This is a genomic window from Streptomyces antimicrobicus (genome assembly GCF_020532625.1).
Taxonomy (GTDB): domain Bacteria; phylum Actinomycetota; class Actinomycetes; order Streptomycetales; family Streptomycetaceae; genus Streptomyces; species Streptomyces antimicrobicus.
Window position 1 is genome coordinate 27,612 of record NZ_JAJAUY010000015.1, and the last position, 26,880, is coordinate 54,491.

At 75.1% G+C, this 26,880-nt stretch carries 15 protein-coding genes; 4 read left to right on the top strand and 11 right to left on the bottom strand.

What is annotated here, in order from left to right; genetic code table 11:
• Positions 1-131 precede the first annotated feature (131 nt).
• Both LG632_RS06425 and LG632_RS06430 read right to left on the bottom strand, forming a co-directional pair.
• Positions 132-6,527 carry a non-ribosomal peptide synthetase gene (locus LG632_RS06425; protein WP_226725842.1) on the bottom strand — a complete coding sequence of 2,132 codons (6,396 nt, stop codon included), beginning with the start codon at positions 6,525-6,527 and terminating at the stop codon, positions 132-134.
• Positions 6,524-13,117: a non-ribosomal peptide synthetase gene (locus tag LG632_RS06430; protein WP_226725843.1), complete on the bottom strand. Its 6,594-nt coding sequence runs from the start codon at positions 13,115-13,117 to the stop codon at positions 6,524-6,526. The genes LG632_RS06425 and LG632_RS06430 overlap by 4 nt, the downstream gene beginning before the upstream one ends.
• A gap of 370 nt (positions 13,118-13,487) precedes the next feature.
• Between LG632_RS06430 and LG632_RS06435 the strand changes: the two genes are divergently transcribed.
• Both LG632_RS06435 and LG632_RS06440 read left to right on the top strand, forming a co-directional pair.
• Entirely contained in the window at positions 13,488-13,964 is a 477-nt protein-coding gene (locus LG632_RS06435) for a hemerythrin domain-containing protein (protein WP_226725844.1), read from the top strand.
• Positions 13,965-13,992: 28 nt separating this feature from the next.
• Positions 13,993-14,709 carry a YqjF family protein gene (locus tag LG632_RS06440; protein WP_308108036.1) on the top strand — a complete coding sequence of 239 codons (717 nt, stop codon included), beginning with the start codon at positions 13,993-13,995 and terminating at the stop codon, positions 14,707-14,709.
• 247 nt (positions 14,710-14,956) lie between these two features.
• On the opposite strand, the gene LG632_RS06445 is transcribed toward LG632_RS06440, so the two are convergent.
• Positions 14,957-15,313, bottom strand: a complete 357-nt coding sequence (locus tag LG632_RS06445) for an STAS domain-containing protein (RefSeq protein ID WP_226725845.1) — start codon at positions 15,311-15,313, stop codon at positions 14,957-14,959.
• 187 nt (positions 15,314-15,500) lie between these two features.
• Here LG632_RS06445 and LG632_RS06450 point away from each other — a divergent pair, with 187 nt between their 5' ends.
• Positions 15,501-15,740 carry a hypothetical protein gene (locus LG632_RS06450; protein WP_226725846.1) on the top strand — a complete coding sequence of 80 codons (240 nt, stop codon included), beginning with the start codon at positions 15,501-15,503 and terminating at the stop codon, positions 15,738-15,740.
• A 59-nt stretch (positions 15,741-15,799) separates the two neighbouring features.
• Here LG632_RS06450 and LG632_RS06455 read toward each other — a convergent pair whose 3' ends face one another.
• Positions 15,800-16,921 carry an agmatine deiminase family protein gene (locus LG632_RS06455; protein ID WP_226725847.1) on the bottom strand — a complete coding sequence of 374 codons (1,122 nt, stop codon included), beginning with the start codon at positions 16,919-16,921 and terminating at the stop codon, positions 15,800-15,802.
• A gap of 206 nt (positions 16,922-17,127) precedes the next feature.
• Positions 17,128-18,657: an APC family permease gene (locus tag LG632_RS06460; protein ID WP_226725848.1), complete on the bottom strand. Its 1,530-nt coding sequence runs from the start codon at positions 18,655-18,657 to the stop codon at positions 17,128-17,130.
• Between the two features lie 137 nt (positions 18,658-18,794).
• On the opposite strand from LG632_RS06460, the gene LG632_RS06465 reads away from it, so the two are divergent.
• Entirely contained in the window at positions 18,795-19,421 is a 627-nt protein-coding gene (locus LG632_RS06465; RefSeq protein ID WP_226725849.1) for a TetR/AcrR family transcriptional regulator, read from the top strand.
• Between the two features lie 94 nt (positions 19,422-19,515).
• Here the strand turns inward: LG632_RS06465 and LG632_RS06470 are convergent, their stop codons facing one another.
• The 6 genes from LG632_RS06470 to LG632_RS06495 form a co-directional block, all read right to left on the bottom strand.
• Complete coding sequence (locus LG632_RS06470) at positions 19,516-20,568, bottom strand: lactonase family protein (RefSeq protein WP_226725850.1); 1,053 nt, start codon at positions 20,566-20,568, stop codon at positions 19,516-19,518.
• 65 nt (positions 20,569-20,633) lie between these two features.
• Positions 20,634-22,046 (bottom strand): MATE family efflux transporter, encoded by a 1,413-nt coding sequence (locus tag LG632_RS06475; protein ID WP_226725851.1) that lies wholly within the window; start codon positions 22,044-22,046, stop codon positions 20,634-20,636.
• Between the two features lie 3 nt (positions 22,047-22,049).
• On the bottom strand, positions 22,050-23,078 hold the full coding sequence (locus LG632_RS06480; protein ID WP_226725852.1) for a cysteine synthase family protein: 1,029 nt from the start codon (positions 23,076-23,078) through the stop codon (positions 22,050-22,052).
• Between the two features lie 51 nt (positions 23,079-23,129).
• Entirely contained in the window at positions 23,130-24,536 is a 1,407-nt protein-coding gene (locus LG632_RS06485; RefSeq protein WP_226725853.1) for a Y4yA family PLP-dependent enzyme, read from the bottom strand.
• Positions 24,527-25,552, bottom strand: a complete 1,026-nt coding sequence (locus tag LG632_RS06490; RefSeq protein ID WP_226725854.1) for an ornithine cyclodeaminase family protein — start codon at positions 25,550-25,552, stop codon at positions 24,527-24,529. The genes LG632_RS06485 and LG632_RS06490 overlap by 10 nt, the downstream gene beginning before the upstream one ends.
• A gap of 30 nt (positions 25,553-25,582) precedes the next feature.
• A complete protein-coding gene (locus LG632_RS06495; RefSeq protein ID WP_226725855.1) occupies positions 25,583-26,578 on the bottom strand; it encodes a TauD/TfdA family dioxygenase in 996 nt (331 codons plus the stop codon).
• Positions 26,579-26,880 lie beyond the last annotated feature (302 nt).

The following is a 26,880-nucleotide window of genomic DNA, read 5'->3' on the forward strand; positions in this document are numbered from 1 at the left end:
GGTTCCTCCCGGATGTCGGATGTCGGATGTCGGATGTGGGATGTCGGGTGTCGGATGGTCGGATGTCGGGTGGGGTTCGTCGGTCAGTCGGTCGTGGCTGGTCGGTCGTCGGTCGTCGGCGAGGGACGTCGTCAGCCGAGGCCCGCGGCCAGCGCCCGCGGGGTGGGCCGGTCGAAGACGGCGCGCACCGGCAGGGCCGCGTCGAGCCCGAGGGCGCGGATGCGGCCGGTCAGCCGCAGGGCGCGCACCGAGTCGCCGCCCAGGGCGAAGAAGTCGTCGTCGGGGCCGACGTGGTGGACGCCGAGGACCTCGGCGAACAGCGTGCACACGGTGTCCACGGGACCCGCCGCCGCGGCCGGCCTGCCCGGAAGGCCCGTCAGCACCTGCCGCAGCCGGGCTGCGGTGCGCTCGGCGGTGTCCCGGTCGAAGAGGTCCGGACGGTAACGCAGTTGGAGGTGGAGCCGGTCGCCGGGCACGCCCATCAGGGTCATCGGGTAGTGGTAGGCGTCCCTGCCCTCCAGGTCGGCCAGCCGAAGGCCTCCGACCCGCACCTCGGCGGTGTCGGCGGGGTAGTTCTCGAACACGGTCGAGGTGTCGAACAGCGGGGTGCCGCCCGCCAGGGCGTGGATGCGGGACAGGGCCAGGTGGTGGTGGGGTGCGAGGACCACCTGCTCCTCCTGGACCCGCGCCAGCAGACGGTCCAGCGGCTCGCCGTCCACCAGCCGCACCCGCAACGGAACGGTGTTGATGAACAGCCCGACCCCGTTCTCCACCCCTGCCAGCTCCGCCGGCCGCAGCGAGACGGTGGTACCGAAGACCACGTCGCGCCGCCCCGTCGCCTCCGCCAGGACCAGGGCCCAGGCCGTCTGCATCAGGGTGTTGAGGGTGACCCCGTGGGAGCGGGCCAGTTCCCTGAGGGCGGTGGTCTCCGCCTCGGTCAGCTCCGTCACGACGCGTTCGGGCAGCAGCGGGGTGCCCCCGCGGGCGGCGTGCGGTGCCAGCAGGGTCGGGCCTGCGAGCCCGGCCAGGGCCTCCCGCCACGCCTTCTCCGCGGCGTCCTCGTCCTGCCCGGCCTGCCAGGCCAGGTACGCCCGGACGCTCGCCGCGGGCAGCGGCCTGGGCAGCTGACCGGCGCCGCTCGCGCGCGCCTCGTACAGGGCGAACAGGTCGCGCAGGAGCACCGGCAGGGACCATCCGTCCAGCAGCAGATGATGGACCGTCAGGACCAGGGTGTGCCGCTCGTCGGTCTCGCGTACGAGGGCGAAGCGGGCCAGGGACGGCCCGGCCAGGGAGAAGCGGGTGGCCCGGTCCGCCGCCAGGATCCGCTCCCGTTCGTCGGCGCGGGCGAGCGGCGGCAGACCGGCGAGGTCGTGTGCGGACCAGGACGCGGCCACGTCCCGCAGCACCAGCTGGACCGGGGTGCCCGAGCCGAGGGCGCCGAAGGCGGTGCGCAAGGGGGCGTGCCGGGTGACCAGGTCCTGGCAGGCGGCGCGCAGCGCCTCCGGGTCGGCCGGGCCGTCGAGCGCCAGGGCCAGCTGCACGGTGTAGACGTCCGCGGTCTCCTCGTCGTACAGGGCGTGGAACAACAGCCCTTCCTGCAACGGCGACAGCGGCAGGACGTCGGTCAACCCGTGCCGGGCCCACCGCGCTTCGAGCTCGTCGACCTCCGGCTGGCCGACCCGCTCGCCCGTGATCGCCACCACCCCGAGGTCGGACGGCGTGAGACCCCCCGCGCCGCCTGCGGCGGTGTGCCGGACGAGCGCGCCCAGGACGCGGAACCAGGTCTCGGCGAGGTTCCGTACCCGGTCGGCGTCGAGGAGGCCGCCGGGCCAGGACCAGTGGGCGACCAGGCGGGACCCGTCGGGTCGGTCCTCGGTGGCCGCGTTCAGGTCCACGGCGTGCGGCAGCGGCATCCCCGGATCGGCCGGGCTGAAGGTGCCCTCGGGCCCGTCGGCGGCTTCCCAGTCGGCGGCCCGGCCCGCGGTGAAGCGGCCCAGGTAGTTGAAGCCGATCTGCGGGGTGGGGCCCGCGGCGAGCAGCGGCGCGGTGTCGGGGTTGAGGTGGCGCAGCAGGCCGTAGCCGAGGCCCCGGTCCGGTACGGCGCGCAGCTGCTCCTTGACGGCCTTGACGGCACGGCCGAGGGCGGGGCCGCCGCCGAACACCTCGTCCCAGTCGGTGACCTGGGCGTCGAGGCGTACGGGGTACAGGGCCGTGAACCAGCCCACCGTCCGGGACAGGTCCAGCCCGGGGGCGATCTCCTCCTGCCGGCCGTGGCCCTCCAGGTCGACCAGGACACCGCCCGTCCCCGCCGGACCCGCCGGCCCGCGCCAGTGGGCGACGGCCAGCGCGAGGGCGGTGAGGAGCACGTCGTCGACGCCTGCGTGGAACGCCTCGGGCACGGACGTCAGCAGCGCCGCCGTCTCGTCGGCGGGCAGGGTGAGGGTGAGGTCCCGACGGGTGGCGTAGACGTCACGGGCGGGGTCCAGCGGCCGGGAGGTCAGCAGCGGGTCCTCGGCGGCGGACATCGCCTGCCACAGCGGCAGTTCGGCCGTCCGCGCCGCGGAGCGGGCCTCCTCGACCAGGCGGTGCGACCAGGTGCGCAGGGAGGTCGGCACCGCGTCCAGCGCGGCGAACGCGTCCTTCCCGGCGGCCGCGGCCCGCCAGGCGGCCGCGAGGTCGGGCAGCAGGATCCGCCAGGACACGCCGTCCACGGCGAGGTGGTGCACCACCAGCAGCAGGCGTCCGGGCTCGGTGTCGCCGCCGTCGAGCCATACGGCGCGCAGGATCCGGCCGCTGCGGGGGTCGAGGTCCTGCCGGGCGGCCTCGGCCAGGCGCCCCAGGTCCTGCGCGGGGCCGTGGTGCCGGGTGAGGCAGTCGGCGGCCCGTACGCTGCCGCGCGCGGCGACCTCCACGGACCAGCGGTCGGCGCCGTCCGGCCCCGTGCCGTCGAGCCCCGTGCCGTCGGGCCCCGTGCCGTCCGGCCCCGTGCCGTCGGGTGCGGCGCCGTCCGGCCCGGCGCCGTCCGGCCCGGTCCGCAGCCGCAGCCGCAGCGCGTCGTGCCGGTCGAGGACCGCCTGGAGGGCGGCGAGCAGGTCCTCCTCGCGCAGTCCCGCCGGTACGCGGACCAGCGCGGACTGGTGGAACCCGGCCACCGGGCCGCCCTGCTCGCGCAGCCAGTGGGCGATGGGCAGCAGCGGTACGTCGCCGGTCCCGGCGTCCTCGGGCTCCGCCGCCGCAGCGGCGTCCGCCGGGGCGGCCACCAGCGCGAGCGCGGCGACCGTGCGGTGCTGGAAGACCTCCCTCGGGGTCAGGACCAGCCCGGCGCGCCGCGCCCGGGCCACCAGCTGGATGGAGAGGATCGAGTCACCGCCGAGTTCGAAGAACCCGTCGTCCGGCCCGACCCCCGCCACGCCGAGTACCTCGGCGAACAGCCCGCACAGGAGCTCCTCCACCGGACCGCGGGCCTCGCGCCCGCCGGTCGCGGTGAACACCGGGGCGGGCAGCGCCTTGCGGTCGAGCTTCCCGCTCAGCGACAGCGGCAGCCCGGGCAGCGCCACGAAGGCCTGCGGGACCATGTGCTCGGGCAGCCCGGCGGCGCAGTGCGCCCGCAGCTCCTCCGTGTCGAGCCCGTCGCACTCCTCGTGCCCGCCGGACTCCTCGTGCCCGTCGCGCCCGTCGGGCGCGGCAGGCCCGTCGCCGCGGTCGGCCCCCGCCCCGCCCGCCGGGACCACGTAGGCGACCAACTGCTTGACGCCGGGCCGGTCCTCGCGGACGACGACCGCCGCCGTGCCCACCCGCGGGTGCGCGGCCAGCACGGCTTCGATCTCGCCCAGCTCGATGCGGAAGCCGCGGATCTTGACCTGGTCGTCCGCCCGCCCGAGGTAGAGCAGCTCCCCGTCCTCGGTGAAGCGCACGATGTCGCCCGTCCGGTACATCCGGGAGCCCGGCGGCCCGAACGGGTCCGCCACGAACCGCTCGGCCGTCAGCTCCTGCCGCCCGTGGTAGCCGTGCGCGAGCTGGACGCCCGCCAGGTACAGCTCGCCGGGCGCGCCCGGACGGGCCGGCTGCAGACCCGCGTCCAGGACGTACACGGCGGTGTTGTCCACCGGCCGGCCGATCGGCACCGACGCCGTGGCCAGGCCGGGCGCGCTGCGCCGGTGCGTGACGTCGACCGAGGCCTCGGTGGGCCCGTACAGGTTGTGCAGTTCGGTGCCGGCGGCGTCGAAGAGGCGGTGGAAGCGGTCGGCGAGCGAGGTGGGCAGCGCCTCGCCGCTGCAGATGACGCGGCGCAGGCCCGTGCAGCCGGCGGCGGCCGGACTGCGCAGGAACGACTCCAGCATGGACGGCACGAAGTGCAGCGTCGTCACGCCCTCGCGGCGGATCAGCTCCGCCAGGTACTCGGGGTCCTTGTGGCCGTCGGGCCGGGCCACCACCAGCGTGGCGCCGGTGATCAGCGGCCAGAAGAACTCCCACACCGACACGTCGAAGCTCGACGGCGTCTTCTGCAGCACCCGGTCGGCCGCCGTCAGCCCGTAGGCGGACTGCATCCACAACAGCCGGTTGACGATGCCCTGGTGGGGGACGAGCACCCCCTTGGGCCGGCCCGTGGAACCGGAGGTGTAGAGCAGGTAGGCCGGCTCGCGCGGATCGACGCACGGCAGCGGCCCCGCGGCGGCCGCGCCGTCGCCGCCTGCGGCCTCCTCGGCCAGCCGGGCGTGCAGCTCGGGCGTGACGACCAGGGCGGGAGCGGCGTCGTCGAGCATGTACCGCACCCGGTCCGCCGGATAGTCCGGGTCCACCGGCAGGTACGCGGCCCCCGCCTTGTGCACGGCGTACAGCGTCACCAGCAGCTCCAGGGAGCGGGGCAGGGCGACGGCCACGATCCGGCCGGGACCCGCACCCCGGGCCCGCAGCGCGTGGGCCAGGCGGGTGGCGCGGGCGTCGAGCGCGGCGTACGTCAGCGCCTCGCCCTCGAAGACGACGGCCGTCGCGTCGGGGGTGCGGGCGGCCTGCGCGGCGAACAGCGCCGGCAGCGTGGTCTCCGGGTGCGCCACCCGCGGCCCGCGTCCGGCCCGCAGCAGTGCCGCCCGGTCCTCGTCGTCCACCGCGCCGACGGCCGCGCAGGGCAGGTCGGGACCGGCGGCCAGGGCCGCCAGGATCCGTTCCAGGGCCCGGGCCAGGCGCCGGGCGGTGGCCTCGTCGACCACGTCGGCGCGGTGGCTGAGGTCCAGGCGCAGCCGCCGCCCGGGGACGGCCACCAGACTGAGGGGGTAGTGCATGGTGCCGGTGGCGGCCGTGTCCTCCAGCAGCCGTACCCGGACCCCGCCGAACGTCCGCTCCAGCGCCTCCTCGTCGAAGGGGGCGTTCTCGAAGACGACCGCGGTGTCGAACACCTCGCCCACCCCGGCCGTCCGCTGGATGTCGGCGAGACCGAGGTGGTGGTGCGCCAGCAGCGCCGACTGCTCCCGCTGGACGCGCTCCAGCAGCGCCCCCGACGGCTCGGCGGGATCGAGGCGGACCCGGACCGGCACGGTGTTGATGAACAGCCCCACCGTCTCCTCCACGCCCGGCAGGTGCGCCGGCCGGCCCGCGACCGTCGCGCCGAACACCACGTCCTGGCGGCCGGTCACCCGCGACAGCAGCAGCGCCCACGCGGTCTGCACCAGGGTGTTGACCGTCAGGCCCCGGGAGCGGGCGAAGCGGGCCAGCTCGGCCGTCAGCGGCTCCGGCAGGTCGGTGACCACACGCTGCGGGAACACCCCCGGCCGGCCGCCCCCCGACCCGGCGGGTGCCAGGACCGTGGGCTCCTCCAGGCCCGCCAGGGCACCGCGCCACGCCTGCTCGGCGCCCTCGCGGTCCTGCCCGGCCAGCCAGCCCAGATGGCGCCGGAACGACGGCGCCGCGGGCAGGCCCGCACCGCTCCCGCCCCGCTCGTACAGCTCGAACAGGTCGCGCAGCACCAGCGGCAGCGACCAGCCGTCCAGCAGGATGTGGTGATAGGTCATCAGCAGCACGTGCCGGTCCGCGTCCGTGCGCAGCAGCCGGAACCGTACGAGCGCGGGCGCGGAGAGGGTGAAGCGGCGCTCGCGGTCCTCGGTCGTGATCCGGTCGAGCGCGGCCGGCCGACGGTTCTGCGGCAGCACGCTCAGGTCGTCCTCGGCCCAGGGCACCTCGACGGTGTCCGGGACGATCTGAACCGCCCGGCCGTTCGCGCGCTGGAGGAACCCGGCCCGCAGGGCGGCGTGCCGGTGCACCACGCCCTCGCACGCCGCGCGCAGCACGGCCGGGTCGAGCGGTCCGGTCAGCTCCAGCGAGGTCTGCACGGTGTACGGGTCGCTGCCCTCGTCGTCGTACAGGGCGTGGAAGAGCATGCCTTCCTGCAGCGGAGTCAGCGGCCAGACCTCGGGCCCGCTCGGTGTCGCCGGTGTCGCCGGTGCCGTCGGCGTCGTCGGCGTCGTCGGTGTCGTGGAGATGCTGGAGGCGCGGGGGGCGCCGGAGGTGCTGGGGGTGTGCGGTGCGGCGGTCACTGGGCGGACTCCCATTCGGCCAGCAGTTCGGCCAGTTCGTCGTCGGGAAGGGTGGGCGGAGCCAGGTCCGCCGCGGCGGTGCCGGCGCCGTCGGCGGGTTCCGGCCCGGCGTCGCGGGCCACCGCGGCGAGCGCCGCGGGGGTGGGGTGCGTGAAGACGTCCTGCGGGGTGATGACGAGCCCCGCCCGGCCGGCCCGCGCGACCAGGCGGACCGAGAGGATGGAGTCACCGCCGAGGGTGAAGAACCCGTCCTCCGGGCCGACCCCGGCCAGACCGAGGACCTCGCCGAAGAGGGCGCACAGCACCTCCTCGCGCGGACCCGACGGGGCGCGTCGGGCCCCGTCGGCACCGGCGGCCCCCGTGGCGGTGACCGCGGGCGCCGCGGGCGCCGGAAGGGCGCGCCGGTCGATCTTGCCGTTGCGGGTCAGCGGCAGACCGTCCAGCGCCACGAACGCGGCCGGTATCTGGTAGTCGGCGAGCAACGGAACCAGATGGGCGCGCAGTTCGGCGTCCGACGGAGCCCCGGCGCCGGGCGCCGGCACGACGTAGGCGGTCAGCCGCTTGACGCCCGGGCTGTCCTCGCGCGCCACCACGCACGCCTGGGAGACCGCGGGGTGGCCGGTCAGGGCGTCCTCGATCTCGCCGGGCTCGACCCGGAAGCCGCGCACCTTGACCTGGTCGTCCGCACGGCCGAGGAAGACCAGTTCGCCGCGGTCGTTCCAGCGGACCAGGTCGCCGGTGCGGTACATGCGGCCGCCCGGCGTTCCGAACGGGTCGGCGACGAAACGTTCGGCCGTCGCCTCCGGGCGGTCGAGGTAGCCGCGCGCGAGTCCGGCGCCCGCCAGATGCAGTTCGCCGGCCGTGCCCGGCGGTACGGGTCGCAGCGCACGGTCCAGGACGTAGGCGCGCATGCCGTCCAGGGGCCGCCCGACGGGCGGCGCCGCCGGTACCTCCTGCCCGGCGGGCATCCGGTGCCGGGCCGCGAACACGGTGGTCTCGGTGGGGCCGTAGCCGTTGACGACGACCAGACCGGGATGGGCGTCGAGGACCTGGCGGACGGCCTGGCCGGGGACGACGTCACCGCCCGCCCACACCTCCGCCAGTCCCGCGAAGCAGGCCGGCGACTCCTCGGCCAGCAGCCGGAACAGCCCGGCGGTCAGCCACACGGCGCGCACGCCGTGCTCGGTGACCAGTCGCCGCAGGGCCGGCCCGTCGAGCTGCCCCGGCGGCGCGAGGACGACGCGGCCGCCCCGGAGCAGGGGCACCCACATCTCGTACGTCGCCGCGTCGAAGGCCTGGGTGGAGTGCTGGAGCACCGAACGGTGCGCCGCGCCGGCGAACGCGCCGTCCCCGGCCAGGTCGAGCACGGCCCGGTGGGTGACGCCGACGCCCTTGGGCTCGCCGGTCGAACCCGAGGTGAACATCACGTAGGCGAGCCGGTCCGCGGCCACTTCGGGCAGCGCGCCGACGCCGTGCGTGCCGCCCGCGCCGGTCGTCCCACCGACGCCGGTCGCGACGTCCGCGGCGGCCGTGTCACGGGCGGCGGCCGCGGCCGGGTCGTCGACGACGACCAGCCGGTCGACCCCCAGCTGCCCGGCCGCCTCCCGCGAGGCGAGGTCGGTCAGCAGGACACCGACTCCCGCGCCCCGGACCATCGCCCGCAGCCGCTGCGCGGGGGACCGCGCGTCGAGCGGCATGTACGCGCCGCCCGCCTTGAGCACGGCCAGCAGGGAGACGATCAGCTCGCACGAGCGTTCCTGGAGGACGGCCACCCGCTCCTCGGGCCGCAGGCCACCGGCGAGCAGCCGGCGCGCCAGCGTCTCGGCGCGGGCGTCGAGCTCGGCGTAGGTCAGGGTGCCGCCGTCGCCGGTGACCGCGACGGCGTCGGGTGTGCGGGCCGCCTGCTCGGCGAACCGCAGGTGCACGGCGGTGTCCGACGCCGGAGCGGCGGCCGCGTTCCACTCGTGCAGCACCCGGGACCGCTCGGCGGGGGAGAGGAGGTCCACGGCGGCCAGCGGGGCGTCGGGAGTGTCGGTGAACGCCTCCAGGAAGCGCGCGGTACGGGCCAGGACGGCCTGTGCGGTGGCGCGGTCGACCAGGTCGGGGCGGTAGGCGAGCCGCAGCGACAGCTCCTCGCCCGGCTCGGCGATCAGGGTGAGCGGGTAGTGGGTGGCGCCGTAGCTGTCGGCGGTGCGCACGGTGAGCCCGGCCGCCTGCCGGACGGCCCGCGGACCGCCGGAGTGGTTCTCGAACACGGTGGAGGTGTCGAACAGCCGGTCCAGCCCGGTCCGCCGACGCACCTCGGCCAGGCCCAGGTGGTGGTGGCCCAGGAGCGCGGCCTGTTCGTCCTGGACCCGGGCGAGCAGTTCCTGCAGCGGCTCGGCCGGGTCGAGCCGTACGCGTACCGGCACGGTGTTGATCAGGAGACCGGCCAGGTGCTCGACACCGGGCAGATCGGCCGGGCGCAGCGAGACGGTGGTGCCGAAGACGACGTCGTCGCGGCCGGTCAGCTGGGCGAGGGTGGCCGCCCAGGCCGTCTGCACGACGGTGTTGGGCGTCAGGGAACGGGCCCGCGCGGCGGCGGTCAGGGCGCGCGTGCGGGCGGGGTCGAGGGCCAGGCACACCTGCTCGGCCGGGGCAGGCGGCCGGCCCGGGTCCGCGCCGGGCACCGTCGCGGCCGCCTCCTGCACGCCCTCCAGCGCGGCGGCCCACGCCTCCCGGGCCGCATCCGCGTCCTGGCCGGCCAGCCACTCGGTGTAGGCGCGCAGCGACGGCCTGGGCTCGGGGGCCCGCGTGCCGGTGCCGCCCCCGTACCCGTCGAGGAGGTCGTCCAGGACCAGGCCGAGCGAGGCCCCGTCCAGCACGATGTGGTGGCCCGTCAGGACCAAGGCGTGCCGCTCGGGCTCCAACCGGACGAGCAGGAAGCGCACCAGCGGCGCCGCGGCCATGTCGAACGGGCGCGCCCGGTCGGCGGCCAGCTCGGCGGCCAGCCGCTCCTGCCGGGCCGCCGCGGGCAGCGCCGTCAGGTCCAGCTCCGCCCACGGCACCCGCCGTACCGCCGTGACCACCTGTACGGCCCGGCCGGACGCGGTGGGGGCGAAGGCCGCGCGCAGGGTCTCGTGCCGGGCCAGGAGCGCGTCGCAGGCGGCCCGCAGCTCCGCCGCGCGCAGCGGTCCCGACAGGTCGTACACGGTCTGGGTGAGGTACGGGTCGATGCCGGCCGCCGCCCCGCCCGCGCCCTCGTACTGGGCGTGGAACAGCATGCCCTCCTGCAGCGGTGTCAGCGGCAGCACCTCGGTGTGCCCGGGGTACGCCACGTCCAGCGCGGCACGATCGGCGTCGTCCGCCCCGGACGGCGCGGCACGCTCGCGGTCGTCCGCCCGGTCGGCCGCGTCGGACACCGGACCGGCCGCCGGTCCGGCCGCCGGTCGGCGCGCCGCCTCGGCGAGCGCCGCGACGGTCTTGTGGCGGAAGACGTCGCGCGGATCGATGACGACCGAGGCCTCCCGGGCGCGCGCGGCCAGCCGTACGGCCAGCGGCGAGTCACCGCCCAGGGCGAAGAAGCTGTCGTCGACGCCGACCCCGCCCACCCCGAGCAGCTCGGCGAACAGGGCGCACAGCGTCTCCTCGGCCGGGGTGCGCGGTGCCCGGCCGCCGGTGTCGGCGGTGATCTGCGGCGCGGGCAGCGCCGCGCGGTCGAGCTTGCCGTTGTGGGTCAGCGGCAGGGCGTCCAGGACGACGCAGGCGGCCGGGACCATGTACTCCGGCAGCGACGCGGCACAGTGCTCGCGCAGGGCGGCCGCCTCCGGCACGGCGCCGCCGGGGGCGGGCACCACGTACGCGACCAGCCGGCGCACGCCCGCCAGGTCCTCGCGCACCACCACGCCGCACTCGGCGACGCCGGGGTGGGCGGCCAGGACGGACTCGATCTCCCCGGGCTCGATCCGCATGCCGCGCAGCTTGACCTGCGTGTCCGCCCGGCCCCCGTAGACCAGCAGCCCGTCGGGACCGCGGCGCACCAGGTCACCGGTGCGGTACATGCGCTCCCCGGGCGCCCCGAACGGGTCGGCGACGAACCGCTCCGCGGTGAGCGCGCCCCGGCCCAGGTAGCCGCGGGCCAGCCCGGCACCCGACAGGAACAGCTCGCCCACCGCCCCGTCCGCGACGGGGCGCAGCGCGCCGTCCAGGACGCGGACACCCAGGTTGTCGACGGGCCGCCCGAGGGCGGGGGCGGCGGCGTCCCGCAGGTCGCAGTACATCGAATCGACCGTGCACTCGGTGGGCCCGTAGACGTTGCGGGCGGTCACTCCCTCGCAGGCGCGCAGCTGCGCCCACAGGTCGGCGGGGACGTCCTCCCCGCCGAGCACCAGCACCCGCGGGCGCACCTCGCCCCCGAGCAGTCCGGCGCTCAGCAGCTGACGGGCGTGGGTGGGCGTGGTGTCCAGCACGTCCACGGCGTGCCGGGCGGCGTAGGCGGCGAGGGCACCGGCGTCCCGGCGCACCTCGTCGTCGACGACGTGCAGTTCGTGCCCGGCGACCAGCCACAGCAGCGCGGTCCAGGAGGCGTCGAAGACGAACGCGTTGGTCAGCGCCACCCGCAGCCGCCGCCCGCCGGCCTCCGCCGCCGCGGGCTCGATCAGCACCCGCCGGTGGTGCTCGTAGAGGTTGCTCAGGCTGCGGTGCTCGACGGCGACCCCCTTGGGCCGGCCGGTGGAGCCGGAGGTGTGGATGACGTAGGCGAGGTGGGCGGGCAGCAGCGGCCGGGTGCGGTCGCGGTCGGCGGGGTCGGTGTCGGGCAGGCCGGGCAGCCCCAGCCCGGCGTCCTCCAGGAACAGCACCCGGGCCTCGTCGTGCGCGGGCAGCGCGCCGGCCAGGGCCGCGGTCGTCACGATCAGCGCCGGATCGGTCTCGGTGAGGATCTGCCGGGTCCGTTCGGCCGGATGCTCCGCGTCCAGCGGTACGTAGGCGGCGCCGGCCTTGAGGACTCCGAGCATGGCGACGACCGTGTCCGCGCCGCGCGGCAGCGCCAGCGCCACCAGCTGCTCGGGCCCGACCCCCCAGCCGGCCAGCAGGTGCGCCAACTGGTTGGCCCGGGCGTCGACCTCGCCGAAGGTGAGCGCCCGCCCGCCGCACACCAGCGCCCGGGCAGCCGGCGTACGGGCGGCCTGGGCGGCGAACAGCTCGGCGACAGTGGCGGGGGCGACCGGCCGCGCCGGCACGACGGCGGCGGACCGGGCGGCCTCGGTCTCCGGGACGGTCAGGGTGTCCAGCCGGCCCAGGGGCAGCTCGGCGTCCGCCGCGGCGAGGGAGGTCAGGAAGGCGAGGAACCGCTCCTGGATCCGGGCCAGTTCGTCCGCGTCGTACAGCGCCGGATTGGCGTCGAAGGCCAGCTGCAGCCCGCTGCCCCCGGAACGCTCGAAGACGGCCACGGACAGGTCCCCGACGGGTCCGTTGGACATGTTGTGGACGGTGATGGGGTGCCCGGCGAACGTGACGTCGAAGTCGAAGGGCATGATGTTCACCATCGGCCCGAACAGGTGCCGCCCCTCGTCGAGCAGCCGCAGCTCGCGCCGCAGGTCCCCGTACGGGTAACGCTGGTGGCGCAGCAGCCCCTTGAGCTCCGCGGCCACGCTGCGCACCACCTCCGCGACCGTCATCTGCGGTCCGAGCGTGACGCGCAGCGGAAGCTCGTTGGACACCATGCCCGGGATGTTCCGCGCCTGCGCCCCCTGCCGGGCGGAGACCGGCACGCCGACGGTGACGTCCGCCAGCCCGGTGACCCGGTGCAGGTACGCCGCCACGGCCGCGACCACCACCGCCGACCAGCTCGTACGGAAGCCCCGCGCGGTGGCGCGCAGCCCGTCGAGCACCTCGGGCGGCAGGTGGGCCACCCGCCGCAGGAACGTGTCCGAGGGTTCGGCGGCGCGCCCCGACCCGGCGAACGAGGCGATCTCCTCGGGCCGCTGCGCGAACCGCCCGGTCCAGTACCGCCGGTCCTCCTCGTACTCCGTCGAGGCGCGGTAGGCGGCCTCGCCCTCCAGCAGCGCCGGGTACGGCCCGAAGGCCCCCTCGGCGGCGGCCGGGCCGGTCGTCCCGCCGGCGGCCAGCGCGGTGTAGACCCGGGCGACCCGCGCGGTGACGGCCGCGGCGCCGAAGGCGTCCACCAGGACGTGGTGGTAGCGCTGGTGCCAGAAGTAGCGGTCCTCGGCCAGCTTGACCAGCGCGTACGCGTACAGCTGCCCGGTGTCCAGGTCGACGGGCCGGGCCAGGTCCTCGGTGATGTACGCGCGTGCCGCGGCCTCCGGGTCGGCCTCCCCGGACAGGTCCAGCCGCACGAGCCGGGCGCCGGCGGGCTCTCCCAGCACCTGCTCGGGGCCGCCGGGCCCCTCGACGGGCCGGATGTGCAAGGCCCCCGTCTCACCGACCACTTGGCGCAGGGCCGCCTCGAACACGTCGCCGTCGACCGGCCCGTGGATTTCCACGAATTCGCCGACGTTGTAGACGGGAGAATTCTGATTGAGCTGGTGCGCGAACCAGACACCGCTCTGGGCTGCCGTCAAGGGCAGCGACGTGTGCTGGGCAGGAGACATGACTCCACCTCGGTCGGGGGCTACGGCGGTTCGGGACACCGCGGAATACCGGCGAACGCGCCGCCACGGGAATTCGGGCAGCGCACGCAGCACAAACCATCCCGCCGATCCGGTTTTCCCCTCAAGTCACGCAATTCCGGGACCGGGGAAGCGGGCCCGGGAATCGGCGTCGTTCCTCTCCCGTACCGGTCGGCACCCCGATCGGGACGCGGGGCGGTTGCGCCGGCCGGGGGGACGACCGCTCCCCGGGCGGGTGACGGGCCGCGTCCGGGCGGGACGCTCCGCGCCGGAGGGGGCAGGACCGTCCCGAAAGGCCACCGCGGGCCCGGGCCCCGTACGTGGCGTTGCCGGGCTACGGGAGGAGATCCTGTTGGACGCGATCGTGCTGCTGCGGGAAGACCACAAGACGGTGGAGAAGCTCTTCAAGCAGTTCGAGAAGACCGGTGACGAGGACGTCGCGGAGCGGCGCCGGATCGCGGACGAGGTGATCGAGGAGCTGACCGTCCACGCCTGGATCGAGGAGCAGTACTTCTACCCCGCCGCCCGCGAGGCCGCCCCCGACACCACCGACCACGTCCTGGAGAGCATCGAGGAGCACCACGCGGTGGTGTGGATGCTCTCCGAGCTCAAGGAGATGGATCCGGCGGACGAGCGGTTCAAGGCCAAGATGTCCGTGGTGATGGAACAGGTACGCCACCACGTCGAGGAGGAGGAGAAGGACTGGTTCCCCGACGTGCGCAAGGCCATGGGCCGCAACCGGCTCGCCGAGCTCGGCGCGCAGCTCGACGAGGCCAAGGGGCAGGCGCCGCGGGACCCGCTGAAGGTCCCCAGCGCCACCTCGAAATGACCGCCGGCCGCGAGCCGGTCCGACGCCCGTGCGCGCCCCTCGCCCCGACGCCCCGCACGTCGCCCTCGCCGTGCTGACCATGCACTGGCGGCAGCAGACGCTCGTGCACTGGCCCTGTCCGCCCGAGGCGGTCCAGGCCCTGCTGCCGCCCGGACTGCGCGTCGACGTCTTCGACGGGGCCGCGTGGGTCAGCCTGACCCCCTTCGTGATGCGGTCGGTCAGAGCGCTGCGGGTGCCCCTGCCGCCCCCCACCTTCGCGGAGACGAACCTGCGGACCTACGCCCGCCTGCCCGACGGCCGCCGCGGGCTGTGGTTCTTCTCGCTCGACGTCTCCCAGCCGCTGATGCTCGCGGCCCGCGCCATCGCGGTCCCGTACCACCTGGCCGCCCTGACGGTGCGCACGCGGGGGCCCGACGTCTGCTACGCCGGGCGGCGCCGCCACGGTGACGCCTCCTACCGGCTGCGCGTCCGCCCGGGCCCGCCCCTGGCGCGACCGGGGCCCCTGGACGACTGGCTCACCCACCGGTGGGCCGCGTTCTCCCACCGCGCCGGACGCCTGTGGCTGACCCCGGTGGAGCACGAGCCGTGGCGCCTGCGCGGGGGCACGGTCCTCGAACTGAGCCAGAACCTCACCCGGAGCGCGGGCCTGCCCGACCCCGAGGGCGAGCCGCTGGTGCACACCTCACCCGGGGTCGGGCCGGTGCGCCTGGGGCTGCCGCGGCCGGTGGCAGGACCGGCCGTTTAGGGTGTCGGCAGGCCCGGCGCGCGTCCTCCTTCGCGCCGGTCCGCCTCGTGCCGCCCCCCCCGCCGGCACCCGGACCCGGCCGCCGGTGCCTTCGGCCCGGCGGAGCTGCTGCCGCCGGTGACGTGCATCGGCGTCTTCCGGTCGGCACCGGTCGGCACCGGTCGGCACCGGTCGCTCCTGAGCTCGACCCCGTGCTGTACCGCTCCGCGCTCAGACAGGCGTACCGCGGCGCGCGGGTGGCGTGCCGTCAGGACGGGGTGCCGGGGGGCGGGGTGATCGGGAACAGGTGCGCGGTGCCCGTGATCTCCAGCAGCCGCGTGAACTGGCCGCGGGGCGCGGCCAGGCTGAGGCGCTGGCCGGTCGCCTCGGCCCGGGCGCGGGCGTCCAGGAGCGCGTTGAGGCCGGCGGAGTCGCAGAAGGACAGGTGCTGGAGGTCGACCACCACCTCGCGGCCCGGCCCGTCGGCGGACAGCGCCGCCAGCAGCACCTCGCGGAAGTCCTGGGAGCGGGTGACGTCCATCTCCCCGTACGGCCGGACCACGGTCGAGACCCCGACGGTCTCGACGTCGATGTCCTCGTGGTCGTTGCCCAGGTCGTCGGTCACGCGTTTCCTCTCGCCGGTCCGGTCACACCGTAGGGGCCGCGGCGCCCCGCTGCCAGCGCGGCACGGGGCGAGGCGCTCCGCAGGCGCTCGGCGGGTGACCCGGCGGGCGCGCCCGCGCGGGCGTACGCCCCCCGTCCGGGTGACTAGGATGAGGCCCATGACTCGTACGGGGGACAGAACGACGGTGATGGCGACACGGGGTCAACTGCTGGCGTTGGCCTTGTTGCTCGCCGGCGTGGCCGTGTTGGCGAAGTGGCACGAGGGGCCCGCCTTCTGGGGCGGTGCCGTGCTCGGGATCGCGGGCGTCGGAGGCTACTTCGTCCAGTTCGACACGCCGCGCGGTGCGGCACAGTGGCTCCTCGCCGCGTTCGGCTTCTGCGTGATGGCCGTCTTCGCCCTCCAGGTGCTGATCGGCCTCCTCTCCTGAGGTGACGGCGCGCCGCGCGACGGCCCCCTCGGCCGGTGGGTCGAGGGGGCCGCGGCACGTCAGCCCAGGACCGGCACGTGCTGGGTGATGCAGTGGATTCCGCCGCCGCCCCATGCGAGGGTCCGGCAGGGGATGCCGGTGACCTCGCGGCCGGGGAAGAGCGTCGCGAACTGCGCGAGGACCGCCGTGTCGTCCGCGGTGACCCCGGCCGTCGGCACGACCACGCTGCCGCTGGTCAGGTAGTAGTTGGTGTAGCTGAAGGTCTCCACCAGGGCGCCGTTCACCCGGAAGTGCGGCTGCTGGTGCAGTTCCACGATCTGGAAGGGCCTGCCGCACGCGTCCGTGGCCGCCTGGAGGACCGCCTTGTTGGCGGCCGTGCGGGCGTGGTTCGGGTCGGCCGGGTCCGGCTGGGTGTGCAGCAGGACACGGGCCGGGCCGAGGTAGGCGGCGACCAGGTCGACGTGGCCGTTGGTGATGGTGTCGTTGTGGAGCCCGTACGGCAGCCAGACCACCTTGCTCGCCCCGTACGCCGCCAGCAGCGCCGCCTCGATCTGGGCCCGGGTGAGGTTCGGATTCCGGTTCGGGTCGAGCAGGCACTCCTCGGTGGTGATGAGGGTGCCCTGGCCGTCGGTGAGGACCGCGCCGCCCTCCAGGACGAGGTCCACGGCCCGGCGGGGCACGGCGAGGTGGTCGCACACGCCGACCGGCAGCAAGTCGTCCTTGTCGAACGGGTACTTGTTGCCCCAGCCGTTGAAACGGAAGTCCAGGCCGGTGAGTTGGGTGCGCTCCTGGTTCCGGGCGAAGATCGGGCCGGTGTCACGGGCCCAGCAGTCGTTGATCGGGTACTCGATCACCGTGACGGCCGGGCCGCACTGCTGCCGGGCCTCCGCCGCCGTGCCCGGTTCGGCGACCATGAGGACCGGCTCGAAGCGGGCGATCGCCTGCGCGACGGCGGCGACCTCGGCCTGTACGGACTTCAGCAGGCTGCCCCAGCCGACGTTGCGGTCCCAGGGCCAGGCCATGACGCAGCGGGAGTGCCGCTCCCATTCGGCCGGGACCACCGGCGGGAGCGTGGCGGCGGCGGCGGGCGCCGCCGCCGCGGTGGTGCCGAGGGCGGCGCCGGCGGCGACGGCGAGCGCACCGGTGCAGAACGAGCGTCGGGACGTGCGAGGGAGATCCATGGAACGGTCCTTGTCCGTGAAGGGGTGGGAAGGGGTTCGGACGGGTTTCAGATCGCTTCGTACGGTCGGGAGGCGTAGGCGAGGCCGCGGGCCGGCGGGCCGGCGGGCCGGAGGGTCGGCGGACGGCGAGTCGGCGAGTCGGCGAGTCGGCGGGTCGCGGGGCACGGGATCTCGGGCTGCCGGGCCGAGGTCGTCGCAGGCGCGTGCTACGGCGCCGCGGGCTGCGCCGCCGGGGCCGGGCCCGTCCCGCGCAGCCGGTCGTGCGGCCGCTTCACCAGGAGGTAGAGGACGCCGGTGCCCAGCACGACCGCGGTGCCGAGCAGCGCGGCCCACACCTGGTACCAGGGCGCCCCGGGCGGCGCGAGGATCGCGCGCGGCCAGCACACGTTGACCACCTCGAACGCGGTCCACAGCACCGCCAGCACGTTGAGCACCGTGCCCTTCGCGCCGAGCCTGATGTGCCCCGAGGGCACCCAGGTACCCCGCAGCCGCGCGATCAGCGCGGCCAGCGACACCAGGAGGAAGGGCAGGTAGGTGGCCGCCGTACCGAAGGCGATCAGCGTGCCGATGGCCGTGGCGTCGAGGCCCAGCGCGAGGGCGCTGCCGCTGACGAGGGTCGAGGCGACCAGCCCGCCCAGCGGCGCCTGCCGCCGGTTGACCTTGCGCACGTGCCGGGAGAAGGGGAACGCCCCGTCCCGGGACAGCGAGAACAGGCCACGGGCCGAGCCGCCCTGGGAGGCCACCGCACAGGCCAGGAAGCCGATCAGGACCACGACCACGAACGGCTTGTCCGACCAGCCGCCGAAGGCGTGGACGACGGCGGTGGTCACCGGGTCCAGGTCCTGGCCCGCGACCACGTCGGCCGGGCGGGGGTGGGCCAGGGCCACGGCCATGGCGTTGAGGATCACGACCGCGCCCACGCTGAGCAGCGCCCACCACATGGCGCGGGGCACCTGCCGGCCCGCGTCCTTGGTCTCCTCGGCGGTGGACACGCACGCGTCGAAGCCGATGAAGGCCCAGCCCGCCACCGCGACCGCCGCGAGGAAGCCCAGCGCGGTGGAGCCGCCGGACAGCGACTCCGCCCCGAGCGTCCGCGTGAACAGCACGAAGTCGTGCTCACGGAAGAACAGCAGCAGCGCGAGGCCGACCCCGACCGAGGCGAGGGCCTCGGCGGCGATGCCCAGGGAGACGAACCGGCGCAGGATCGTGATCCCGTACGCGTTCACGAGCGCGCCGGCCAGCAGGATGCCGACCGCCACCGCGACGAGACCGGCGGGGGTCGGGGTCGCGCCGAAGAGCGCGTACACCCAGGGGGCGGCCAGGTAGGCGACGGTGGTGTTGCCGAACATCACCGCGAACTGCCAGACCCAGCCGCCCAGCCAGCCGAAGGCCGGGCCGAGCAGCCGGCGGCCCCACTGGTACGGCCCGCCGGCCAGCGGCCACTGCGCGGAGAGCTCGGCGTACACGCTCACCACCAGGCACTGGCCCGCGAGCACCAGGGGCAGGGCCCACACCCACATCGGGCCCGCGACGGTGGTGCCGACCATCGAGACGGCGTAGAGGGCGACGACGGGCGAGACCACGGCGAAGCCCATCGAGATGTTGCCGAGCACGCCGAGGCTGCGGCGCAGCTCCTGGCGGTATCCGAGGGCTTGGAGCCGGGACGCGTCCGCGTCCTGCGGCCCGTCCGCGGCGCGGCCGACGTCCTCGTCGCGGGCCGCGACGGACTCTCTCATGGCCTCGTTCATAACCACACCATCCAAAATCTAACCGTGTTAGGTAAACGGGTGGCTGGAATGTAGCGGTAGACCCTGCGGCTTGTGAAGCGTTCCTGACAGGTAATCTGCGAGACCCGAGGACGAAGGAGTCACGCATGCCCCGGCCGAGCCAGACCCTCCTCAGCCGCGCGATCATCGCCCGCGCGGCGCTGGACCTGCTCGACGAGCAGGGGCTGGAGGCCCTGAAGATGCGGACGATCGCCGACCGGCTCGGCGTCAAGGGCGCGTCCCTCTACCACCACGTCAGGTCGAAGGACGACCTGCTCGACGCGGTCGCCGAGCTGATCAACGACGAGATCGACCTGGGACCGCTGTCCGACCCCGGCGGCCCGGCCGGGATCGCCGCGTACGCCCACGGCTACCGCGGCGTGTACCTCCGCTACCCGCACATGATCCCGCTGGTGGCCCGCCACCGGGTCTCGTCGGTCAAGGCCCTGCGGGGCTACGACGCCCTGCTCGCGGCGCTGGTCCGGGCCGGCAGCACGCCCGCCGCGGCCGCCGAGGCCGCGGCGGCCATCGACAACCTCGTCCTCGGCTCGGCCCTGGAGACCTTCACCGCCGGCTTCACCCGGCAGCCGGCGGACTACCGCCCGGACTTCCCGGCCCTGGCCGCCGCGCTCACGGCGGCCGACGAAGCCCCCGGTGCCCTCGCCGGCCTCGACACCCGCGGCTTCGACCTGGGTCTGCGCCTGATCCTGGCGGGCCTGACCCCGAGCGCGTAGCGGCCCGCCCCGGCACGGCCGGGCGTTCCGGGGTCGGGCGAGGCTCCGGGGTCGGGTGAGGCGTGAGGCTCCGGGGTCGGGTGAGGCTGCGGGGTCAGGTGAGGAGGAGGCAGGCCGCGGCCGGGACCTCCAGTCGGCCCGACCGCCGCAGCCGGCCCGTCAGCGGATCGGCGTCGAACCACGTGACGTCGCCGGACCACTCGTTGCACACGTAGAGCCGGCGCCCGGACGGGTCCGCCACCAGGTCCCGGGGCCAACTGCCGCCGCACTCCACCGCGTCCACCAGCTGCGGCTTCTCGGCGCCGTCCGCGAGGGAGAGGGTGACCACGAGATCGGCTCCGCGGACGGCGGCCCGGACGAAGCGCCCGTCCGGGGAGACGACCGGCACCGACGGGTACGGGCGCGCACCCGAGGGCGCGCCCGCCGGCAGGACCGTGACCTCGCCGACCGGCACCAGCTGCCCGCCGACCGGGTCCCAGCGGCACACGGTCAGCTGCGGTTCCAGCTCGTGCAGGACGTAGACCACCTCGCCGTCCGGATGGAAGGCCAAGTGGCGGGGCCCGCTCCCGGCCCGCAGGGCGGTCTCGGCGTGCAGGCGCAACGCGCCGCTGCCCGCGTCGAGGGCGCAGACCCGTACCGAGTCCGTGCCGAGGTCCACGCTGAGCACCCAGCGGCCCGACGGGTCGGGGAGCACCTGGTGGGCGTGCGGCCCCTGCTGCCGCTCCGGGTCCGGGCCCCCGCCCTCGTGCACGAGGACGCGGGCGGGTCCGCCGGGGCCGCCGTCGGCGCCGAGCGGCAGACTGCTCACCGTCCCGGAGACGTAGTGCGCGACCAGCAGCCGGTCGCCGGCCACGCTCAGGTGGGTGGGACCCTTGCCGCCGGACGGGACGGGCCGGCCGAGGGGCGTCAGCCCCTCCGGTGTCCGCCGGTACGCGGCCACGGCGCCGTCGTCGGTCTCGCTCACCGCGTACAGCACTCCGGTCCCGGGCGCGAGTGCCAGCCACGACGGGTTCGCCGCACCGTCCTGGACCCCGTCGAGCGGGGTCAGCGCGCCGGTCGCCGGATCGACGGCGGCGGTGGTGATCCCGCGTCCGCCTCCCGCGGTGAAGGAACCGATGTACGCCCGTGCGCTGCCGCCCTCGACCATGGGCCGAAGGTAGCACCGGGGGCCGCCGCACCCGCGCAGGCTCGGCGCCGGCCCCCGCTGCGGTGCTACGCCGAGGCGGTCAGGGCCGCGGTGGCGCCCCGCCGGCTGAGCGAGGCGGAGTAGCGGCGCAGCAGGAGGACGGCGGTGGTGGCCAGTCCGGTGAGCAGGCCGAGCCAGATGCCGAGCAGGTCCAGCCCGACGGCGTAGGCCAGGAGCCACGACGCGGGCAGCCCGACCGCCCAGTAGCCGACCACGGTGATGCGGAAGCCGCTGCGGGTGTCGTCGAGGCCCCGCAGCAGTCCGACGCCGATGTTCTGGGCGCAGTCGAAGAACTGCAGGAACGCGGTGACGACGAGCAGGTGGGTGGCGATCGTCAGCGCCTCGCCGGAGCCCGGGCCCGAGTCGAGGAAGGGGGCCAGGACCAGGTGGGGGAGCGCCAGGTACAGGACGCCGACGACGGCCATGACGGCGGCGGCGCAGGCGAGCGCGGTGTTCTTGATGCGCCGGGCGTCCTCGACGCGGCCCAGGGCCAGCTCGCGGCTGACGTGGATGGACGCGGCGTGGGAGAGCCCGACGGCGACCTGGAAGACGATGTAGACGAGCTGGTTGACGGCCGTGTGCGCGGCCAGCGCGTCCGGTCCGAAGGAGCCGGCCATCAGCGCGGTGACGGAGAAGAACCCCGCTTCGGATCCGTAGGTCGCGGCGATGGGGACGCCCAGTGCGACCAGGCGCCTGACGGTCGCGGGGTCGGCCTTGGCGACGTTCAGGGTGAGCAGCGGCGCCAGTTCGCCGTCCCTCTTCGCGCTGAGGTACAGGGCGAGGAAGGACAGCAGGTGCACCGTCGAGGTGGCGACGCCGATGCCGGTCAGACCGAGGCGCGGCAGGCCCCAGGTGCCGTGCACGAGCACCCAGTTGAGCCCGGCGTTGACGGCCACGGACGCGAGGGTGATCCGGAGCAGGGCCTGCGGGCGGCGCATGCCGACGGTGAACTGGCGGACGGCCTGGAACCACAGGCAGGGCAGCAGGCCGGGCGCCAGCGCCAGGAGCATCGACCGGGTGCGGTCGACCACGGCGGCGTCCTGCCCGAGCCAGGTCAGGGCCTGGCCTATGAGGATCATGAGGACGGCGCCGGCGATGCCGGCGAGCGTGGCCACGGCCAGACTCGCCCGGACGATGGCCCGGACCTCCTCCTGCGCCCCGCCGCTGCGGTGCCCGTCGTCACCCCCGCCGGTCCGCTCGGCCCGTGCCGCCGCGGCGGCCACCTGGTTGCCGACGGAGGTGACCAGGCCCACGCCCATGGTGCGGAGCTGGTTGAAGATGACGAGGGCCAGGCCGCCCGCGGCCAGCTCCTCGGTGCCGAGGAATCCCATCATCACCGTGTCGGTGGTGGTCAGCGCCACCTGGGCGAGCTGGGTGAGGACGAGCGGCACGGCCAGGGCGGCCAGGGCCCGGCTGTCGCGGAGGAGGGTGTTCAGCATGGGTCACCGGTTCCTGCGGAGTTTGGTGAGGAGTTCGTCGATCTCGCGTTCCACCCCACTGTCGAGGAGGCCGCGTTCCCGCATCCACTCGTCGTTGAAGACGGTGTCCATGTATTTCTCGCCGCCGTCGTTGACAAGGGCGACGACCGTGGTGCCCGGGGGCAGCGAGGACAGGCGGGTGAGGGCCACGTGGACGACGCCCCCGGCGGAGCCGCCGATGAGCAGGCCGGTACGGGCGACCGCCCGGCAGGTCGCGAACGCCTCGACGTCGCCGACCTTGACGCCTTCGTCGATCAGGTCGAAGTCGACGAGCGCACCGATCTCGGCGCCCTCGGGGGTGCCGGTGCCGGACTGGTAGTAGTCGTGCGCCGGGCCGCCGAAGGCGATGGAGCCCTTCGGCTCGACACCGACGACCGTGAACCCCGACATGAGTCTGGCCAGCTCCCGGCTGGTGCCGCACAGGGCGCCGCCGGTGCCGACGGCGCCGATCAGGACGTCGAGCCGGCCGTCGAGGGCCTCGTGGAGCTCGTGGGCCACCGGGAAGTAACCGACGCCGTTGGCCGGGTTGTTGTGCTGCTCCGTGAAGACGGTGTTGTCCTGGCCGCGGGCCATCTCCTCGGCGAGTTCCTCGCGGGCGGCGGTGGCGAGTTCCTCGCTGCCCTCGTCCGCCACGTAGACGAGTTCGGTGCCCAGGGCCTTCATGCCGCGGAGCTTGTCCACGCAGGCGTGGTGGTCCACGACGGCGGTGAAGGTGTAGCCGCGTTCGGCGGCGATGACGGACAGGCCGAGCCCCGTGTTGCCGGAGGTGGATTCGATGATCCGGCCGCCGGGGCGCAACGCGCCAGCGGCTTCGGCGGCGTCGACCATGGCGCGCGCCATGCGGATCTTGGCCGTGCCGGTCGGGTTGAACATCTCCAGCTTCAGCAGCAGGCGGCTGCCGGTCTCGGTGGTGGCGAGTTCCAGCAGCGGCGTGCGGCCGATGAGGTCGGAGACGCGGGAGACCACGGCGGGGCGCTGAAGTGCTCCGGGCATCGAAAGCTCCTGTGAGGGGAGGGGGGCGGGGCAGGGCGGGGTGGGCCCGGCTCAGGTGAGGTGGCGGTCCAGGCGCCAGCGCGGGCGGGGGCGGTCGGTCCGGTCGACGACGACCTTGGGCGGCAGGGGCAGGTCGTGGAACGGGGACTCGTTGGAGTCCATCTGGTACCCGGCGGTGTTGGGGTAGACGAGCAGGTCACCGGTGCGGGGACGGCGCGGGAAGCCCACCTTGCGCCAGGTGAGCATGTCCGACTCCAGGCAGGTGGCCGCCCCCACGCTCGCCGGATGCACACCGGCGGGTGCGGCGGACGCGGCGTCCGCGGCGGGTCCGGTGGTGGCGTCCTGGGACAGCAGGTACGGGTCGGGCAGGTACTCGCTGTCGAACCACTGCTCGGACAGGCTCAGACTGGTGCCGTCGACCGTCAGGAGCTGGTACCCGTCCCGGTCCTTGACGCCCTGGACCCGGAAGACGGTGGCTCCGGCCCGGTCGAGCAGGGCCCGGCCCGGCTCCAGCAGCAGCACCACACCGGCGTCCTTCAGCAGCTCCGCGAGGGGCCGGCCGTGGCCCTCGGGCCGGGTCGCCAGCAGCGCGGCCAGTGCGTCGGGTCCGGCGTTCGGCGAGTGGTAGGGATAGAAGTCGCCGGTACCGAACGCCTTGCCCGCATGGTAGTAGCGGCTGTGGTGCCGGGTGAGGAAGGTGTGCCAGCTGTCGGCGTCGGTGTAACTGATGGGCAGGCCCCCGCCGATGCTGATCCGGCTGGCTTCCAGCCCCTGGACCCGGGCCTTGAGGCACAGCTCGACCAGGTGCCCGGCGAGGTCGGCGCGCGGCTGGAGGGCGTAGCCGGACAGATGGAAGCTGAAGCCCTCCATCCGGACCGCGTCACCGGCCTGGACGCAGCGCTCCACGGCGGTGGCCAGCTCGGCCCCCGTCATGCCGAAGCGGCTGTGCGGCTGGGCCGGGGGAAGGCAGCGCAGCAGCACCCGGGCGGGGCGTACCCGCCCGGTCAGGGCGACGGTGACGAGGGCGTCGAGCTCGTCCAGGGCGTCCACGGCGATCAGGGCGCCCTGCTGGACCGCCAGGCGGAGCAGGCCGGGGTCCTTGGCCGGGCCGGTGACCACGAGGTGCTCCCCGCGGACGCCGTGGCCGAGGGCCTCGCGGAGCTCGCCGGTGGAGGCCACGTCCACGCCGGCGCCGCCGGCGGCCGCCCGTTCGACGAACACGGCGGCCTTGTTGGCCTTCTTGGCGAAGTACACGAAGCCGTCGACCCCGGCCGCCGCGAGGACGTCGTGCATGGCGCGCAGGTTGGCGTCGAACGCCTCGGGCAGCAGGAAGTGGAACGGGCCGCCGAAGGCGTGGGCGAGCTCGGGCAGCAGCCCGCTGGCCAGTACCGCGTCCGTGGCGGCGTCGGGGAGGGCGGGCAGCGCGGGCCAGGGACCCTTCCCGTCGGTCACCGCCACAGCGGCACCTCGGTGCCCAGGCCCTGGGCGAGGGCGAGTTGGGCGAAGCGGTGGCCGAGGGCGATGTCGGTGACGACCAGCCCGCTGTTGTACGCGAAGACGCGCTCGGTCCCGCTGGTGCGCCCCGCGGCGACGCCGGCCAGCACCGCCGGGAACTCGGCGTCGACGGCGGGGAACTTGCCGTCGGAATCGGCCATGTCGGTGCCGGTGACGTGCATCTGCGCCTCGCTGGTGGCGATCACCCGGTCCGCCCGGTGCAGGGTCGACGGCGCGAGCCCGTGCCCGACGAGGACGGACAGGGCGCCGGGGCGCAGCCGGTCGGCCTCGATCGCCGCCGGGGTGTGGGCGCCGGCGGTCGCGATGATCACGTCCGCGTCCGAGGCGGCCGCCCGTACGTCGGTGACGACCTCCACGTCCCGGTCGGGGAAGTGGGCGCGCAGCTGCTCGCGGACGGCCCCGATGCCCTCGGGGTGGGTGCCGAACACCATCAGCCGGTCCAGGTCCGGCAGCGTCGTCAGCAGGAACGGCAGCGCCAGGCGGCCCTGCGTCCCGGTGCCGACGACCAGCGCGGACCGGGCGCCGGGGGCGGCGCACTCGCGGGCCAGCAGGGCGGAGACCGCCGGGGTGCGCAGCGACCCGATCCGGGCGCAGTCCATCATCGCCAGCGGCAGGCCGGTGACGTCGTCGTAGAGCGTCAGGGCGGTGTAGTAGTGCTGCTCCTCGCGGCCCTTGTCCAGACCGTGCTTGTACGAGGTCTTGATCGCCACCACGTCGCGGGAGCCGTCCCGGCCCAGCATGGCGTAGGAGACGGAGTGGCCGTCCCGCGGCTTGACGGTCAGCTTCCGGGGGTTGTCGGAGAGGCCCGCGTGCAGCGTGCGGTACGCGCCCTCGACGGTGGCGACCACGTCGGCCAGGGATATCTCGATCCCCGCCAGGTCGGTGGTCGACAGGATGCGCAGGTGCTGGTCGTCGCCCGGCACGGGGGTGGCGGTGCGGGTGGGCGAGGTGTCCGTCATGGGGTCATTCCTCCGGTACGGGGCGGGTGTTCAGCTCGCGTGCGCTTCGAGGGCGGCCTGGCCGTACCCGTGCTCGCCGGCTTCGGCGGCGGGGCGGGTACGGCGTCCGGGGACCCGGACCGAGGCGCGCTTGAGCCAGCGGTCGGTGCCGTCGTAGCGGGCCCGGAAGGGCACCCGGCCGTGGACGACCAGGTCGTTGTCCACGACGAGGACCTCGCCGGGGTCGAGGCTCACCGCGACCGAGACGCGGGCGAGTTCGTCCGAGAGGCGGTCGTAGGCGGCCCGGTAGGCGGGGTCGGCGTCGGTCAGCGGCGTGTACGCGGGGTCGTAGCGCAGGGTCAGCCCGTCCTCGGCGGCGAAGAGCGCAGGGACGGCCGGCGGCGCCTCGGCGGTGTAGCCCTGCGCGGCCTCGTAGGCGTCGTCGGGGAGGATCGGCAGCACCGGTCGGGTCAGCAGCTCCACGTCGGGGTCCGCGAGGCGGGTCCTGCGGATGCTGGCGGCGGTGGTGGCGATGCCGTCGGGGTTGCGCATGCAGCCGAGCATCAGCAGGTGGGCGCGGCCGGGGTGGAAGGCGTCCTCGGTGTGCGGGCTGAGCAGCACGGTGCTGGAGGCGCCGGTCTGGGCGTGCTCGTGGCCCGGGGACGGGACGATGTTGTGGACGAAGCGGCCGTCCTGCTGGCCCTCCCACGCGAGGGGGTTGCCCATGGCGGTGGCGAGCAGCAGCAGGACGATGTCGTGCACCGCGCCGCTGTCACCGGCGGTGGCCCAACTGGTGGGCGTCGGCCCGGCGGCGGCGTCGTCGACGGGGAGGCCGCGCAGTACGAACAGGCCGTCGGCGGTGTCGACGGGGCGGCAGTGGTGGCGCAGGGCGGCGCTGAATCCGGTGGCCACCTCCCTGACGCGGGCGAGGAGTTCGGGGCTGGTGGCGGACGTGCCGAACTCGGCGAGCAGTTCCTCCGCGGCGTCGCGGAGTTCGCCCACGGTACGGGCGTCGAGCTGGCGGACGGGTGCGGCTGCCGTGCTCATGACAGAAGATCCGTTTCGATCGGATGGCAAGGGGGACGCGGTGCTCTGGCGCGGTTCGTCTCACGACGACGGTCGGGAACTCATAACTCGCCTGCCTCAACGCGTAGTTGGGCGGTCGGTCAGAACCTGCGGAACCGGCGAACGGTTCGAACGCTAGCAGGAGATTTAGGTTAGGCAAACCTTACTCGCAGGTCGGCGGCGTACAGATTCGGACATGCGTCCTCAACGCACCCAACGGCTTGCGGGGATGGTTGTCATTAGGGTAGGCAACCCTAAGCAACATCCCCCGGACGGCTCACTGG

Coding starts and splice junctions, on each gene's coding strand:
- LG632_RS06430 (WP_226725843.1), bottom strand. CDS start 13,117: ATGTCTCCTGCCCAGCACACGTCGCTGCCCTTGACGGCAGCCCAGAGC.
- LG632_RS06450 (WP_226725846.1), top strand. CDS start 15,501: ATGGCGACACGGGGTCAACTGCTGGCGTTGGCCTTGTTGCTCGCCGGC.
- LG632_RS06455 (WP_226725847.1), bottom strand. CDS start 16,921: ATGGATCTCCCTCGCACGTCCCGACGCTCGTTCTGCACCGGTGCGCTC.
- LG632_RS06460 (WP_226725848.1), bottom strand. CDS start 18,657: ATGAGAGAGTCCGTCGCGGCCCGCGACGAGGACGTCGGCCGCGCCGCG.
- LG632_RS06465 (WP_226725849.1), top strand. CDS start 18,795: ATGCCCCGGCCGAGCCAGACCCTCCTCAGCCGCGCGATCATCGCCCGC.
- LG632_RS06470 (WP_226725850.1), bottom strand. CDS start 20,568: ATGGTCGAGGGCGGCAGCGCACGGGCGTACATCGGTTCCTTCACCGCG.
- LG632_RS06475 (WP_226725851.1), bottom strand. CDS start 22,046: ATGCTGAACACCCTCCTCCGCGACAGCCGGGCCCTGGCCGCCCTGGCC.
- LG632_RS06480 (WP_226725852.1), bottom strand. CDS start 23,078: ATGCCCGGAGCACTTCAGCGCCCCGCCGTGGTCTCCCGCGTCTCCGAC.
- LG632_RS06490 (WP_226725854.1), bottom strand. CDS start 25,552: ATGACGGACACCTCGCCCACCCGCACCGCCACCCCCGTGCCGGGCGAC.
- LG632_RS06495 (WP_226725855.1), bottom strand. CDS start 26,578: ATGAGCACGGCAGCCGCACCCGTCCGCCAGCTCGACGCCCGTACCGTG.